This is a genomic window from Clavibacter phaseoli, from assembly GCF_021922925.1.
Classification (GTDB): domain Bacteria; phylum Actinomycetota; class Actinomycetes; order Actinomycetales; family Microbacteriaceae; genus Clavibacter; species Clavibacter phaseoli.
Genome location: NZ_CP040786.1, coordinates 1,681,857 through 1,696,618, shown reverse-complemented (window position 1 = coordinate 1,696,618; position 14,762 = coordinate 1,681,857). Strand labels below are relative to the sequence as shown.

The 14,762-nt window shown below is 73.0% G+C and carries 13 protein-coding genes; 11 read left to right on the top strand and 2 right to left on the bottom strand.

Features of this window, described 5'->3' with window-relative positions; all coding sequences use genetic code 11:
* A complete protein-coding gene (locus tag FGI33_RS07925) occupies positions 1-1,311 on the top strand; it encodes a hypothetical protein (protein ID WP_237581596.1) in 1,311 nt (436 codons plus the stop codon).
* A gap of 79 nt (positions 1,312-1,390) precedes the next feature.
* On the opposite strand, the gene FGI33_RS07920 is transcribed toward FGI33_RS07925, so the two are convergent.
* Together FGI33_RS07920 and FGI33_RS07915 are read right to left on the bottom strand one after the other, a co-directional pair.
* Entirely contained in the window at positions 1,391-1,693 is a 303-nt protein-coding gene (locus tag FGI33_RS07920) for a putative quinol monooxygenase (protein ID WP_119435602.1), read from the bottom strand.
* A gap of 169 nt (positions 1,694-1,862) precedes the next feature.
* The gene (locus FGI33_RS07915) at positions 1,863-2,738 is read right to left on the bottom strand and encodes a sugar phosphate isomerase/epimerase family protein (protein ID WP_119435601.1); all 876 of its coding nucleotides are present in this window, start codon (positions 2,736-2,738) and stop codon (positions 1,863-1,865) included.
* A gap of 148 nt (positions 2,739-2,886) precedes the next feature.
* Here FGI33_RS07915 and FGI33_RS07910 point away from each other — a divergent pair, with 148 nt between their 5' ends.
* The 10 genes from FGI33_RS07910 to ilvD all read left to right on the top strand — a co-directional run bounded on the left by FGI33_RS07910 (position 2,887) and on the right by ilvD (position 14,738).
* Positions 2,887-3,699 (top strand): fructosamine kinase family protein, encoded by an 813-nt coding sequence (locus FGI33_RS07910; RefSeq protein ID WP_237581594.1) that lies wholly within the window; start codon positions 2,887-2,889, stop codon positions 3,697-3,699.
* 100 nt (positions 3,700-3,799) lie between these two features.
* Positions 3,800-5,404, top strand: coding sequence for an alpha,alpha-trehalose-phosphate synthase (UDP-forming) (locus FGI33_RS07905; RefSeq protein ID WP_119434334.1), 1,605 nt, complete (start codon positions 3,800-3,802; stop codon positions 5,402-5,404).
* Positions 5,405-5,409: 5 nt separating this feature from the next.
* The gene (otsB, locus tag FGI33_RS07900; protein WP_119434335.1) at positions 5,410-6,237 is read left to right on the top strand and encodes a trehalose-phosphatase; all 828 of its coding nucleotides are present in this window, start codon (positions 5,410-5,412) and stop codon (positions 6,235-6,237) included.
* A gap of 74 nt (positions 6,238-6,311) precedes the next feature.
* The gene (locus tag FGI33_RS07895; RefSeq protein WP_119434336.1) at positions 6,312-9,320 is read left to right on the top strand and encodes a Na+/H+ antiporter subunit A; all 3,009 of its coding nucleotides are present in this window, start codon (positions 6,312-6,314) and stop codon (positions 9,318-9,320) included.
* Positions 9,317-9,877, top strand: coding sequence for a Na(+)/H(+) antiporter subunit C (locus FGI33_RS07890; RefSeq protein WP_119434337.1), 561 nt, complete (start codon positions 9,317-9,319; stop codon positions 9,875-9,877). Before FGI33_RS07895 ends, FGI33_RS07890 begins: the two co-directional genes overlap by 4 nt.
* On the top strand, positions 9,874-11,466 hold the full coding sequence (locus FGI33_RS07885) for a Na+/H+ antiporter subunit D (RefSeq protein WP_119434338.1): 1,593 nt from the start codon (positions 9,874-9,876) through the stop codon (positions 11,464-11,466). The genes FGI33_RS07890 and FGI33_RS07885 overlap by 4 nt, the downstream gene beginning before the upstream one ends.
* Positions 11,463-12,137 (top strand): Na+/H+ antiporter subunit E, encoded by a 675-nt coding sequence (locus tag FGI33_RS07880; protein ID WP_119434339.1) that lies wholly within the window; start codon positions 11,463-11,465, stop codon positions 12,135-12,137. Before FGI33_RS07885 ends, FGI33_RS07880 begins: the two co-directional genes overlap by 4 nt.
* A complete protein-coding gene (locus tag FGI33_RS07875) occupies positions 12,134-12,409 on the top strand; it encodes an MrpF/PhaF family protein (RefSeq protein ID WP_086513751.1) in 276 nt (91 codons plus the stop codon). Before FGI33_RS07880 ends, FGI33_RS07875 begins: the two co-directional genes overlap by 4 nt.
* Positions 12,406-12,978 (top strand): monovalent cation/H(+) antiporter subunit G, encoded by a 573-nt coding sequence (gene mnhG / locus FGI33_RS07870; protein WP_012037778.1) that lies wholly within the window; start codon positions 12,406-12,408, stop codon positions 12,976-12,978. The genes FGI33_RS07875 and mnhG overlap by 4 nt, the downstream gene beginning before the upstream one ends.
* A 65-nt stretch (positions 12,979-13,043) precedes the next feature.
* Positions 13,044-14,738, top strand: a complete 1,695-nt coding sequence (gene ilvD / locus FGI33_RS07865; RefSeq protein WP_119435037.1) for a dihydroxy-acid dehydratase — start codon at positions 13,044-13,046, stop codon at positions 14,736-14,738.
* Positions 14,739-14,762: the final 24 nt, after the last annotated feature.

The following is a 14,762-nucleotide window of genomic DNA, read 5'->3' as shown; positions in this document are numbered from 1 at the left end:
ATGCGCATCCCCTCCCTCCTCGCCGTCGGCCTCGCCGCGGCCGGCCTCCTCGCGGGCTCCCTCGCGGCACCCGTCCCCGCCGCCGACGCGGCGCCGCGAGCGCGCTGGCTGCTCGTGGCCGACCCGTCTGCGCACGCCGTCTCCGTCGCGGACGCGTCGACCGGGCGCATCACGGGCACGCTGCCGGGCGCGGTGCTCGGGACGCACGCCGGCGTGATCCAGATGGGGCACGGCCGCGTCGCCTTCGTCGACGAGTCCGGACCGCGGCTCGACGTGGTCGACATCACCTCGGCCGGCGCCCCGCGCGTCGCGTCCGCCACGCCGATCCCCGCGGTCGCCGGCGCGTGGACGCGGGCCGGCTGGATCGCGGACGACCCCGGGCACCGCTTCGTCGCGGTCGGCTCGGACATCGACGGATCCACCGCGCAGCAGGTCACGGTGCTCGACACCCGCAGGGGCCTGGCCCGCACCGCCGCCATCCGCACGAGCGAGGTGACCCTGGCCACGACGGGGCAGCGCGGCACCGAGGAGATGGAGACCTTCCTCGTCGGCTCGCCGCTGCGGCTCGTCGTGACCGCGGGCGGCCGTCTCGACTCCTACGACGTCGCCTCGATCCTCGGCGGCGACACCGCCCCGACGCCCGTCGCGACGACGCCCCTCGGCGCGTACCCGCACGGGCCGGTCGCGGACGCGCGCGGCACCGTGATCGGCTCGACGCTGCACGACGGCGTCGAGACCGTCCCGCTCGCGCGCGGCGGCTTCGGCGCGTCCGTCTCGCGCGCCTACCCCGAGCCCGCCGTGCAGAGCTACCGGCCGCGCATGGCCCCTGACGGCGCGACCGCCGTCGGCACGCAGACCGGCACCGGCCCGGGGGCGCCCACGCTGCTGACGTCGTCGTCGATGCGCGGCGCGGGCATCGCGAGCGTGGCGCTCGGCGCGGGCACGTCGACGCGGGCGGTCGTCACGCCCGCGTACGCGGCCGCCGTCGTGACCGCCGGCGGCGTGGACACGCTGTCCCTCGTCGCCCGCGGCCGCGCGGGCCTGTACGACGGCGACGTCACGACCGTGCGGCTGCCGGCCCTCGGGCAGGCGCCGGTCGCCGGATCCGCCGCGCGCTTCCTCGCCGCCTCCGACGACGGCTCGGAGCTGTTCCTGTCGAGGGCGGGCACCGGATCCGTCCTCGAGATCGACGTCGCGGGCACCACGGCGACGGTCCGCGGCACGATAGCCGTCCCGTCCGCCCTCCCGGACGGCGGGTACCTCGCCACGGTGGATCCGCACCAGCGCCCCTACGACCTCAGCGGGCGCTGACCGCGGGACCCGTCCCGCGCGCACGACGAGGGCCGCCCGGCGATCCGGGCGGCCCTCGTCGTGCGTCGTGCGCGCGCCGCTACAGCGCGAGCGCGATGCGCCCGCTGAACACGCGGGTCACGGGCGGCGCGGCCAGGACCTCGCCGAGGCGCGCGGCGCCCTCCGGCGTGGCGCGCCAGGCGACGTACGCGTCGTGGTCGGCGGTCGACGCCCACTGCTCCACGACGATCATGCGGGCGGGGTCGGCGTCGTCGACGAGGACCTCCAGGCCCTCGTTGCCCGTGAAGGCGCGCGTGGCCTGCAGGGTCTCGGCGAGGACGTCGGCGACGTCGGCCAGGCGGCTCTCGTCGACCTGGATCTCGAGGTGCACGGTGGTGCTCATGGTGTCTCCGGTCCCGACGGCGGGCGGGCGGAGCCGCGCGCGACGTCGATCATGTGCGGGGACGTCCCCCTGCCCCATCCAACCGCGTGCGGCCGGGCGGCACTCCCGACGGGGACGCGCGGGCGTGTCGGGAGTCAGCGGCGGGCGCCCGATCGGGACGCCCGGCGGATCACCGGTCGCGGCGGAGCGCGGTGCGGAGCCGCTGGTACCCGGACACCACAGGCGGCGCGACGGGCGTCTTCTCGGGCGCCGTGTCGAGCCGGAGCTGCCGCTGCGCGAACTCGCGCGTCTCGATCAGCATGGCGAGCCGCTGCTCCTCGGTCTTGGCCTTCCGGGTGTTGACCTCGGCGACCACGCCGCCCTGCCAGCCCTGCTCGGCGAGCCAGCGGAGCGTCTCGGCGACGGGCTGCGTGCCGCGGCCGGGGAGGAGGTGCTCGTCGAAGATGCGGCCGTCGTCCTGCGATCCGGATCCGTCGCACAGGTGCACGTGGCGCAGGCGCGGGCCGAGGGCCTTGGCCATCTCGAGCGCGTCCTGGCCGGAGAGCGAGGCGTGCGAGAAGTCGAGCGTGGTGGCGTCGCAGTCCATCACGGTCGGATCCCAGCCGGGCGCGTACGCCTTCATGCTGCGACCGGCGACCTGCCACGGGAACATGTTCTCGACCGCGATCTCGACGCCGGTCCCCGTCTGGATCGACCGCACGATCTCGAGGAACGACTCGGCGTAGCCGGCCTGCCAGCGGAACGGCGGGTGCACCACCACGGCGGGCGCGCCGACCGCGCGGGCGAGCTCGGCGGACCGCTCCAGCTTCACCTTCGGGTCACGGCCCCACACGAAGTGCGTGAGCAGCAGCACGGGCGCGTGGATGGAGAGGATCGGCAGGCCGTGCTTCTCCGACATGGCGCGCAGGGCGGCCGCGTCCTGGGTGACCTCGTCGTTCGTCACCATGATCTCGACGCCGTCGAAGCCCGCGCGCTTCGCCATGGCGAAGGCGTTCTCGACGGGCTGGGGGTACACGCAGGTGGTGCTCATGCCTACTCGGATCACGACGGCGACCCTACCCGCCGCCCCTGTGCCCCCGGGATACGCGGGCGGTCCGGCGCGTGTCGGGTGCGCGACGCGGACAGGCCGGGTGGCCATGCTGGACGGGACGGGAGGGCGGCCGACGCGCCGCCCGCGAGACGAGGGAGCGGGCATGGCGGCTGCGGTATCGGGCACGAGCGGGAGCGCGCAGGCGTTCCGGAAGGAGCGGCCGGACGCGCCGCGCGGCTTCTTCGAGGCCGAGGCGGCCGGGCTCGCGTGGCTCGCGGAGGCGGAGCCCGCCGGGGGAGCGCGCGTGGTCCGCGTGATCGACGTGGCGCCCGGCCGCATCGACCTCGAGTGCCTCGCGCCCGCCCGTCCCACGCGGGAGGCCGCCCGCGCGCTCGGCACGGCGCTCGCCGTCACGCACGACGCCGGCGCGCCCGCGTTCGGGTCCCCGCCCCGGGGTCTCGACGGCCCGGCGTTCATCGGCCGGCAGCCGCTCTCGGTGCTCGCCGGGGACGGCGCGGGGGAGGGCTGGGGTGCCTGGTACGCCCGCGAGCGCGTGCTGCCGTACCTCCGCCGCGCGGTCGACGCGGGCAACGCCGCCTCCGCGCAGGCGTCCGACGTGGAGCGCGCGTGCGCCCTCGCCGCGGACGGCCGGTTCGACGACCAGGCGCCGCCCGCCCGGATCCACGGCGACCTCTGGTCCGGCAACGTGCAGTGGACGGCCGCGGGCGCCGTCCTCATCGACCCGGCCGCGCACGGCGGACACCGCGAGACCGACCTCGCGATGCTCGCGCTCTTCGGCTGCCCGGGCCTCGACGAGATCGTCGGCGCCTACGCCGACACCGGATCCCTCGCCGCGGGCTGGCGCGCCCGTGTGCCGCTGCACCAGCTGCATCCGCTCGCGGTGCACGCCGCGTCGCACGGTCCGTCCTACGGCGAAGCGCTGCACGACGCGGCCCGCGCGGTGCTCCGGATGTGACGCCGGCCGACGCGCGGCCCCCGGTCGCGCCGCGACCGGACTGGTAGCCTCGACCCACCGAGCAGGTACCACAGAGCTCTGCGCAACCGAGACGGGAACCGTGACTCCGCCACCCTCATCCACGCCCTCCGCGACCGAGCCGACGACAGGTCCGACGGACGCCGACGCGCGCGACGGCGCCGTCGAGCCCGGCGCCTACGACCTCGTCGTCGTGTCGAACCGCCTCCCCGTCGACCGCGTCGTCGCCGCCGACGGCACCACCTCCTGGCGGCACTCGCCGGGCGGCCTGGTCACCGCCCTCGAGCCCGTGATGCGCGCCAACGAGGGCGCCTGGGTGGGCTGGCCGGGCATCGCCGACCACGACGTGGAGCCGTTCGTCGACGCGGGGATCTCGATCATCCCCGTCACCCTCACCGAGCAGGACCTCGCCGAGTACTACGAGGGCTTCTCCAACGACACCCTGTGGCCGCTGTACCACGACGTCATCGCGCAGCCGAGCTACCACCGCGAGTGGTGGGACACCTACGTCACCGTCAACCAGCGCTTCGCCGACGCCGCCGCGAAGGCCGCCGCGCCCGGCGCCACCGTGTGGGTGCAGGACTACCAGCTGCAGCTCGTCCCGAAGATGCTGCGCGAGCAGCGCCCGGACCTCACCATCGGCTTCTTCAACCACATCCCGTTCCCGCCCTACGGCATCTACTCGCAGCTGCCGTGGCGCACGCAGATCATCGAGGGGCTGCTGGGCGCCGACGTGATCGGCTTCCAGCGCGTCGCGGACGCCGGGAACTTCACGCGCGCGGTGCGGCGGCTCTTCGGGTACACGACCCGCGGATCCACCGTCGACGTGCCCGTACGCGGCGGCATCCCGCTCACCGTCCCCGGCACCAAGCCGTCGAAGCCCGTCCGCGAGCTCCGCACCCGCCAGGTCGTCGCCAAGCACTATCCGATCTCGATCGACGCGCGCAGCTACGAGGAGATGGCCAAGGACCCGGCCATCCAGGAGCGCGCCCGCCAGATCCGCGCCGACCTCGGCGACCCGAAGACGATCCTGCTCGGCGTCGACCGGCTCGACTACACGAAGGGCATCGGCCACCGCCTCAAGGCCTTCGGCGAGCTGCTCGCCGAGGGTCGCGTCACGGTGGAGGACGCGACGCTCGTCCAGGTCGCGAGCCCGAGCCGCGAGCGCGTGGAGACGTACAAGCAGCTGCGCGACGAGATCGAGCTCACGGTCGGCCGCATCAACGGCGACTACGGCTCCATCAGCCACACCGCCATCAGCTACCTGCACCACGGCTACCCGCGCGAGGAGATGGTGGCGCTGTGCCTCGCCGCCGACGTCATGCTCGTGACGGCGCTGCGCGACGGCATGAACCTCGTCGCCAAGGAGTACGTGGCCACCAAGCACTCGAACGAGGGCGTGCTGGTCCTCAGCGAGTTCGCGGGCGCCGCGGACGAGCTGAAGGCCGCGCTCCTCGTGAACCCGCACGACATCGAGGGCCTCAAGGAGGCGATCCTCCGCGCCATCGACATGCCGAAGGCCGAGCAGCGCAAGCGCATGCGGTCGCTCCGCAAGCGCGTGTTCGAGAACGACGTGGCGGCCTGGTCGAGCTCCTTCCTCGCCGACCTCGGGCGCACGCACGCGGCCTCGATCCACGAGGGCCCCGACGAAGAGGTCGTCGAGCCCCTCATGGACGAGGGCTGGTAGCGCGCGTGGCCGAGCTGACCACCGACATCCAGGCCAAGGGCGGCCGCGGGTTCCCGGGCCGCCTGTTCGAGGCGCTCACCGAGCTCGCGCGCACGCCGCGCCTGCTGGTCGCGCTCGACTTCGACGGCACGCTCGCCCCCGAGGTCGACGACCCCGAGAAGGCGCGCGCGGTCCCCGAGGCCCGCGCCGCGGTGCTCGCGCTGCTCGCCCTCCCGGAGACGCGCGTCGCGCTCGTGTCCGGCCGCGCCCTGCGGAGCCTCGAGGCCGTGGCCGACCTGCCGGACGACGTGCTGCTCGTCGGGTCGCACGGGGTGGAGATCCGCCTCGACACCGACGACATCGAGCTCACGCTGGACGAGGGCGAGCTGGTCCAGCGCGGCGTGCTGTCCGACGTGCTCGGCCAGGTCGCCGACTCGCTCGACGAGGTCTGGATCGAGGAGAAGCCTGCGGGCTTCGCCCTGCACACGCGCCTCGCCACCGAGAGGCACAGTCGCATCGCGCACCTCGTCGCCACGCAGGAGGCGCAGGCCGAGGTCGAGGGCCTCAAGGTGCGCTCGGGCAAGGACGTGCTGGAGTTCAGCGTCCGGCACGCCACCAAGGGCGAGGCGGTCGAGCACCTGCGCCGGTACGCCGAGGCGACGGCCGTCTTCTACGCGGGCGACGACGTCACCGACGAGGACGCGTTCGCCGCGCTCCAGGCCGGCGACCTCGGGCTCAAGAGCGGCACGGGCGCCACGGCGGCGGACTTCCGCGTCGACGGCCCGCACGACGTCGCGCGGGTGCTGCAGGTCCTCGCCGACCTCCGCGCCGAGCCCGCCGTCCGACCGGACTGAGACGCCCGCCCCGGTCTCTCAGGTAGGGCTCAGGTAGACTGGGGAAATAGCCGACTCGTGAGAGGAGACCGCACGTGATCGTCCTCCTCGCGGTGTTCCTCCTCGCCTCCGTCGGCATCCCGCTGCTCGCCCGGGTCATGGGCGTACGGGCCTTCGTCGTGGCCGCCCTCGTGCCGGCCGCCGCGTTCGCCTACACGGTCGCGCAGGCCCCTGCCGTGCTGCCCGACGGCGAGGTCGTCGAGCGCGTCGAGTGGATCCCGTCGCTCGGCATCACGCTCGACATGCGGATGGACGCGCTGTCGTGGCTCCTGTCCCTCGTGGTCACGGGCGTCGGCGCCCTCGTGCTCCTCTACTGCGCGCGCTACTTCCGCTCCAGCGAGGAGGGGCTCGGCCGGTTCGCGGGGCTGCTCGTGGCGTTCGCGGGCGTCATGTTCGGCCTCGTCCTCGCCGACGACGTCTTCGTGCTCTTCACGTTCTGGGAGGCGACGAGCGTCCTCTCGTACCTCCTCATCGGGCACTACACGGGCAAGAAGGCGAGCCGCGGCGCCGCGCTGCAGGCGCTCCTCGTCACCACGGCGGGCGGGCTCGCGATGCTCGTCGGCCTCGTGATCCTGTCGGTCGCGGGCGGCACCACGAGCCTCGCCGCCCTCGTCCAGGATCCGCCCGGCGGTCCGCTCATCCCCGTCGCGATCGTGCTGATCCTCCTCGGCGCGCTCTCGAAGTCCGCCCTCGTGCCCTTCCACTTCTGGCTGCCCGCCGCCATGGCCGCGCCGACGCCGGTGAGCGCGTACCTGCACGCCGCCGCGATGGTGAAGGCGGGCATCTACCTCATCGCCCGCCTGGCGCCCGGCTACGCGGACGTGCCCGGCTGGCGCGCGCTGCTCGTGTCGCTAGGTGTCGCGACGATGCTCGTCGGGGGCTGGCGCGCCCTCAAGCAGATGGACCTCAAGCTCGTCCTCGCCTACGGCACGGTGAGCCAGCTCGGCTTCCTCACCGTGGTCGTCGGCTACGGCACCCGGGACGCGGCGCTCGCGGGCGTCGCCCTGCTCCTCGCGCATGCGCTGTTCAAGGCGACCCTGTTCCTCGTCGTGGGCGTCGTCGACCACCGCGCCGGGACGCGCGACCTCCGCAAGATCAGCGGGCTCGGCCGGAAGGCCCCCGTGCTCGCGGTCGTCGCCGCGCTCGCGCTCGCCTCCATGGCGGGGCTCCCGCCGTTCCTCGGCTTCGTCGCGAAGGAGGCCGTGCTCACGGCGCTCCTCACGGACGCGGAGCTCGGCGGCGGTCCCGGCTGGGTCGCGCTCGTCGGCGTCTCCGTCGGCTCCTGCCTCACGGTCGCGTACAGCGCGCGCTTCATGTGGGGCGCGTTCGCCCGCAAGCGGGGCGTGGACGAGGTCCAGCCCGTGCACGAGCACCTCGACTTCCTGGTGCCTCCGGCCGTCCTGGCGGTCACCGGCCTCGTGCTCGGCTTCCTCGCCTCGTCCGTCGACGGCTGGATCGCGGGCTACGCCGACACGCTGCCGGCCGTGAGCGCGGGCGCCGCGGGCGAGCCGGACCACACGTACCACCTGGCGCTCTGGCACGGGATCGAGCCCGCGCTCCTCATCTCCGCGGGCACGCTCGTCGTGGGCCTCACGATGTTCCGCCTGCGCGACGGGGTCTTCGCGCTGCAGTCGCGCGTGCCGTCCTGGATCGACGCGGCCCGCATCTACTGGGCCTCGATGCGCCTCATCGACCGGGTCGCCGCGCGCACGACGGCGACCACGCAGCGCGGATCCCTGCCCTTCTACCTCGGCGTGATCCTCCTCGTGCTCATCGGCTCGGTCGGATCCGCCCTCGCGCTCAACCGCTCCTGGCCGACCACCGCCGTGCCGTTCGACCACCCGGCGCAGCCCGTGATCGGCATCGTGATGATCGTCGCCGCCATCGCCGCCGCCCGCGCCGGCAAGCGCTTCCAGGCCGTCGTGCTCGTCGGCGTCACGGGCTACGGCATGGCCGCGCTCTTCGCCCTGCACGGCGCGCCCGACCTCGCGCTCACGCAGGTGCTCATCGAGACGATCACGCTGGTCGCCTTCGTCCTCGTCCTCCGCCGCCTGCCCGTGCGGCTGGGGGAGCGGAACCGCTCGGTGCACCCGATCTGGCGCGCGTCGATCGGCATCGCGGTCGCGGTGCTCATGTCCACGGTCGCCGTCGTCGCGCTCGGCGCCCGGGTCGCGTCGCCCATCTCGCTGGAGTTCCCCCGCCTCGCCTACGAGCAGGGCCACGGGAGCAACGTCGTCAACGTCACGCTGGTCGACCTGCGCGGCTGGGACACGATGGGCGAGATCTCGGTGCTGATCGTCGCGGCCACGGGCGTCGCGAGCCTCATCTTCCTCAACCGCCGCACCGACTCGCTGCCGCGCCTGACCGCGCCGTCGCGCCGCAGCCTCCTCGCGCGGCTCACGGGACGCCACGACCCGCAGGATCCCCAGGCGCCGCTCGAGGTCGAGGCCGGCGTCGACGGCCCCCGCATGGACGCGCGCGAGGCGATCAAGGACTCGCGACGCGACCAGCGCAGCCCCTGGCTCCTCGCGGGCCGTACGCTCGCGCCGCAGAACCGGTCGATCCTCCTCGAGGTCGTCGTCCGCCTCCTCTTCCACAGCCTCATCGTCGTGTCCGTGTACCTCCTCTTCTCCGGCCACAACCTGCCGGGCGGCGGCTTCGCGGGTGGGCTCCTCGCGGGCATGGCGCTCGTCGCGCGCTACCTCGCGGGCGGCCGGTACGAGCTCGGCGCCGCCGCGCCGGTCGACGCCGGACGCGTCCTCGGCACGGGCCTCGTCTTCGCGGTCGGCACGGCCATCGTCCCGCTCGTCTTCGGCGCCGACGCGCTCACCTCCACGTGGATCGACACCGAGGTGCCGTTCGTCGGCCACGTCGAGTTCGTCACGAGCACCTTCTTCGACGTCGGCGTCTACCTCGTCGTCGTCGGCCTCACGCTCGACGTGCTCCGCAGCCTCGGCGCGGAGGTCGACCGCCAGGAGGAGAGCGACCGGACGGTCGAGCAGGGAGCGGACGGCATGGAGACCGAGCAGGGGGTGAGCGTGTGAGCGTCTCCGTCACCCTCATCGTGATCATGGCCGCGCTGTACGCGACGGGCATCTACCTCATGCTCGAGCGCAGCATGACGCGCGTGCTCCTGGGCTTCCTGCTGGTGGGCAACGCGACCAACATCCTCATCCTCATCATGTCCGGCCGCGTGGGCCTCGCGCCCATCTACGACCCCGACGTGGATCCGGCCGACTACGCCGACCCGCTGCCGCAGGCGCTCATCCTCACGGCCATCGTGATCACCTTCGGCGTCTCGGCCTTCCTCATGGCGCTCATCTACCGCTCCTGGCGGCTGGCCAACGCCGACGTGGTGACGGACGACGAGGACGACCTCGCGATGCGCGGCCCCCGCACGGGCCTCGGCGAGGAGCCCACCGTCCCCGACGACGACGACACCGAGTTCGGCACCAACGCCGAGGCCGCGATCGCCTCCGCCCGGAAGCTCCGCGACAACCGATCCGACCTGGAAGAAGCCATCGACGACTCCGCCGACGACGACGACGACCGCGACTTCCGCACGAGGCGCGCCGAGAGGCGAGAGGGGGACGACCGATGACGATCTTCCCGACCCTCATCCCGCTCGTCGTCCTCGTGCCCCTGCTGGGCGCGGCGGCGGCCCTCGTCGCCGCGCGCCAGCGCCGCCTGCAGGTCGCCGTGTCGGTGCTCGCGCTCCTGGTCGTGGTGGTGATCAGCGGCGTGCTCCTCGTGCTGGTGGACCAGCAGGGCGGCCAGTCCGTCGAGGTCGGCGGCTGGGCGGCGCCGTTCGGCATCGTGCTCGTGGTCGACCGGCTCTCGGCGCTCATGCTGCTGATCTCGTCGATCGTGCTGCTCGCGGTCCTCATGTTCTCGATCGGGCAGGGCCTCGAGGACGGCGACGGCGAGACGCCGGTGTCCATCTACAACCCGACCTACCTGATCCTCGCGGCGGGCGTCTTCAACGCCTTCGTCGCGGGCGACCTCTTCAACCTCTACGTCGGCTTCGAGATCCTGCTCGTGGCGAGCTACGTGCTGCTCACGCTCGGCGGCACGGAGGCGCGCATCCGCGCGGGCGTCACCTACATCGTGGTGAGCCTCGTCTCGTCGATGCTCTTCCTCGCGTCCATCGCCATGATCTACGGCGCCCTCGGCACGGTGAACATCGCGCAGATCTCGGTGCGGCTCGACGAGATCCCGCCGGACGTGCAGCTGATCCTGCACATCATGCTGCTCGTCGCGTTCGGCATCAAGGCGGCCGTCTTCCCGCTGTCGTTCTGGCTGCCGGACTCCTACCCGACGGCGCCCGCGCCCGTCACCGCGGTCTTCGCGGGGCTCCTCACGAAGGTCGGCGTCTACGCGATCCTCCGCACCGAGACGGTCATGTTCCCGACCGACCAGCTGTCCACGGCGCTCATGGTGGTCGCGGCGCTGACGATGGTCGTCGGCATCCTCGGCGCCGTGGCGCAGGCCGACATCAAGAGGCTGCTGTCGTTCACGCTCGTGAGCCACATCGGCTACATGATCTTCGGCATCGCGCTCAACACCGTGGCCGGCATGACCGCGACCATCTACTACGTGATCCACCACATCGTCGTGCAGACGACGCTGTTCCTCGCGTCCGGGCTCATCGAGCGCACGGGCGGCAGCACGTCGATCAACAAGCTGGGCGGCCTGCTCAAGGCGGCGCCCGTCATGGCGATCCTGTTCTTCATCCCCGCGCTCAACCTCGGCGGCATCCCGCCGTTCTCGGGCTTCATCGGCAAGGTCGCGCTCTTCGACTCGGGCGCCGAGGTAGGCGGATGGCTCACCTACGCGGTCATCGCGGCGGGCGCGGCCACGAGCCTCCTGACGCTCTACGCCCTCGCCCGCGTCTGGAACATGGCGTTCTGGCGCGGCGCGGAGGAGGTCGAGGACTACGAGTCGCCCCTGCTCGACCAGCTCTCCGAGCGCCCGGGCGGCGAGGCCGTGACGACCGTGCGGAAGACGCCCGTGCTCATGACGGGCGCGACGGCCGGCATGGTCGTCGTGAGCGTCGCGCTCACGGTCTTCGCCGGTCCGGTCTACGCCCTCGCCGAGCGCGCGGGCGAGAGCCTCACGGGTCCCGGATCCGGGAACGGCTCGGGCGAGCTCGGCTACGTCGAGACCGTCTTCCCCGGAGGCGTCCGATGACCCCGCGTCGCGCCCGGGCCCGCGCCGAGCGGCTCTCGCTGCTGGTGCAGCTGCCGCTCCTCGTCTGGCTCGTGATCCTCTGGCTGCTGCTCTGGGGCCACGTCACCGTCATCTCCGTGGTCACCGGCATCGTGCTCGCGCTCCTCGTGACGCGCGTGTTCTACCTGCCGCCCGTGGAGCTGTCCGGCCGCTTCGACATCCGCTGGGCGCTCATCCTGCTCGGTCGCTTCGCGGTCGACCTCGTGCGCGCGTCGTTCCAGGTCGCGGCCATGGCGTTCGACTGGCGCCGCGTGCCGGTCAACTCCGTCATCGCGGTGCACCTGCACACCCGCAGCGACTTCGTCATGACGCTCACGGCCGAGCTCGTGTCGCTCGTGCCGGGATCGATCGTGGTCGAGGCCGACCGGGAGCGCTCGATCCTCTACCTGCACGCGCTCGGCACCTCCACCCCGGAGGACGTGGAGCGCGTCCGGGAGACGACGCTGCAGGTCGAGAGCCGGATCGTCTTCACGCTCGGCACCGCCGACGACGTGTGGCGCGTCAACCGCGAGCGGCGCGACTCCGGCCGCGAGCCGCTGCTGCAGACCCGCCGGCAGCGCGCGCACGAGCTGGTGCGCGACCGCGACCTCGAGGCGGGGCTCATCTCGACCACGGGGGAGGAGCTCGCATGAGCATCGTGATGCAGGTCGGCTGGGTCGTCGTCGGCGCCCTGTTCTTCTCGACCGCCGCCATGGCGCTCGTGCGCATCGTGCGCGGTCCGAGCATCCTCGACCGGATCATCGCGTCCGACGTGCTGCTCACCACGCTCATCTGCGTTCTCGGCGCCGAGATGATCTACAACGGCCACACCCGCACGGTCCCCGTGATGCTCGTGCTCGCCATGACCGCGTTCCTCGCGACGGTCGCCGTCGCCCGCTACGTCTCGAAGCAGGATCCCTCGTGAACGACATCCTCGCGTCCGGCCCGCTGGCCGACGCCCTCGACGTCGTGAGCCTCGTGCTCCTGATCCTGGGCGGCGTGCTCTCCGTCGCGGCGGGCGTCGGCCTCCTCCGCTTCCCGGATCCGCTCGCCCGCATGCACGCGGCCACGAAGCCGCAGATCCTCGGCGTGATCCTGGTGCTCCTCGCGCTCGCCCTGCAGTCGCAGAGCCTCAGCACGGCCGTGATGCTCGTCCCCGTGCTCCTCTTCCAGATGCTCACGGCGCCGATCTCCGCGCACATGGTCGGCCGCGCGGGCTACCGGCTCCGCCACTTCCTGCGCGAGGACCTCCTCGTCGACGAGCTCGAGGAGGCGATCGACCGGGCGCACGACGAGCTGCGCGCCGCCGACGAGGTGGACGCGTCCACGCTCCCCGTGGGATCCGCCGAGAACATCGCCGCCGAGGAGGCCGGCCACGTCGCGGGCGGCGCCGGACCGCGCGACGCGGAGTCGCCCGTGGCCGCGCCGACGCCCGCCGACCCGGGCCACGACGGCGACGCGGGCGCGGGCCGCCTGCCCCCGGGCTTCGGCTGACGACACCCGGGTGCGCCCGCCCCCAGGCGCCGGGACTGCTCCACGGCAGGACATAAACTCATGCCATGCCTGAGATCGACATGAAGCCCCGGAGCCGCGACGTCACCGACGGGATCGAGGCCACCGCAGCACGCGGCATGCTCCGCGCCGTCGGGATGGGCGACGAGGACTGGGTGAAGCCCCAGATCGGCGTCGCGAGCTCCTGGAGCGAGATCACCCCCTGCAACCTCAGCCTCGACCGCCTCGCGCAGGGCGCCAAGGAGGGCGTGCACGCGGGCGGCGGCTACCCGCTCCAGTTCGGCACCATCTCCGTCAGCGACGGCATCTCGATGGGCCACGAGGGCATGCACTTCTCGCTCGTCTCGCGCGAGGTCATCGCCGACAGCGTCGAGACCGTCATGATGGCCGAGCGCCTCGACGGATCCGTGCTCCTCGCCGGCTGCGACAAGTCGCTGCCCGGCATGCTCATGGCCGCGGCCCGCCTCGACCTCTCCTCGGTGTTCCTCTACGCGGGATCCATCGCCCCCGGCTGGGTGAAGCTCTCGGACGGCACCGAGAAGGAGGTCACCATCATCGACGCCTTCGAGGCGGTCGGCGCGTGCAAGGCCGGCACGATGAGCCAGGAGGACCTGACCCGCATCGAGAAGGCCATCTGCCCGGGCGAGGGCGCCTGCGGCGGCATGTACACCGCGAACACCATGGCGAGCGTGGCCGAGGCCCTCGGCATGAGCCTCCCCGGATCCGCCGCCCCGCCGAGCGCCGACCGCCGCCGCGACTACTTCGCGCACCGGTCGGGCGAGGCCGTCGTCAACCTCATCGCGAAGGGCATCACCGCGCGCGACATCATGACGAAGGAGGCGTTCGAGAACGCCATCTCCGTGGTCATGGCGTTCGGCGGGTCCACCAACGCGGTCCTCCACCTCCTCGCCATCGCGCGCGAGGCCGAGGTCGACCTGCAGCTGTCCGACTTCAACCGCATCGCCGACCGCGTGCCGCACCTCGGCGACCTCAAGCCGTTCGGCCGCTTCGTCATGAACGACGTCGACCGCGTCGGCGGCGTCCCCGTCGTCATGAAGGCCCTGCTCGACGCGGGCCTCCTGCACGGCGACGTCATGACCGTCACCGGCCGCACCATGCGCGAGAACCTCGAGTCGATGCACCTCGCGGAGCTCGACGGCACGGTCATCCGGAAGATGGACGACCCGATCCACGCGACCGGCGGCATCAGCGTCCTGCACGGCTCCCTCGCCCCCGAGGGCGCGGTCGTGAAGACGGCCGGCTTCGACCTCGACGTGTTCGAGGGGCCCGCCCGCGTCTTCGAGCGCGAGCGCGCCGCGATGGACGCGCTCACCGAGGGCCGCATCTCGAAGGGCGACGTCATCGTCATCCGCTACGAGGGCCCGAAGGGCGGCCCCGGCATGCGCGAGATGCTCGCCATCACGGGCGCCATCAAGGGCGCTGGCCTCGGCAAGGATGTACTACTCTTGACGGACGGTCGATTCTCAGGCGGCACAACCGGACTGTGCATCGGCCACATGGCTCCCGAAGCGGTGGACGCAGGTCCCGTCGCCTTCGTGCGCGATGGAGACCGGATCCGTGTCGACATCGCCGCTCGCACGCTCGACCTACTGGTCGACGAGGCCGAGCTCGCCGCCCGCCGTGAGGGGTGGGCACCTCTCCCGCCGCGCTACACGCGCGGGGTCCTCGCCAAGTACGCCAAGCTCGTGCACTCGGCCGCCGAGGGCGCGATCACGGGATGACCCCCTCCTCACCTCCAGCACCCT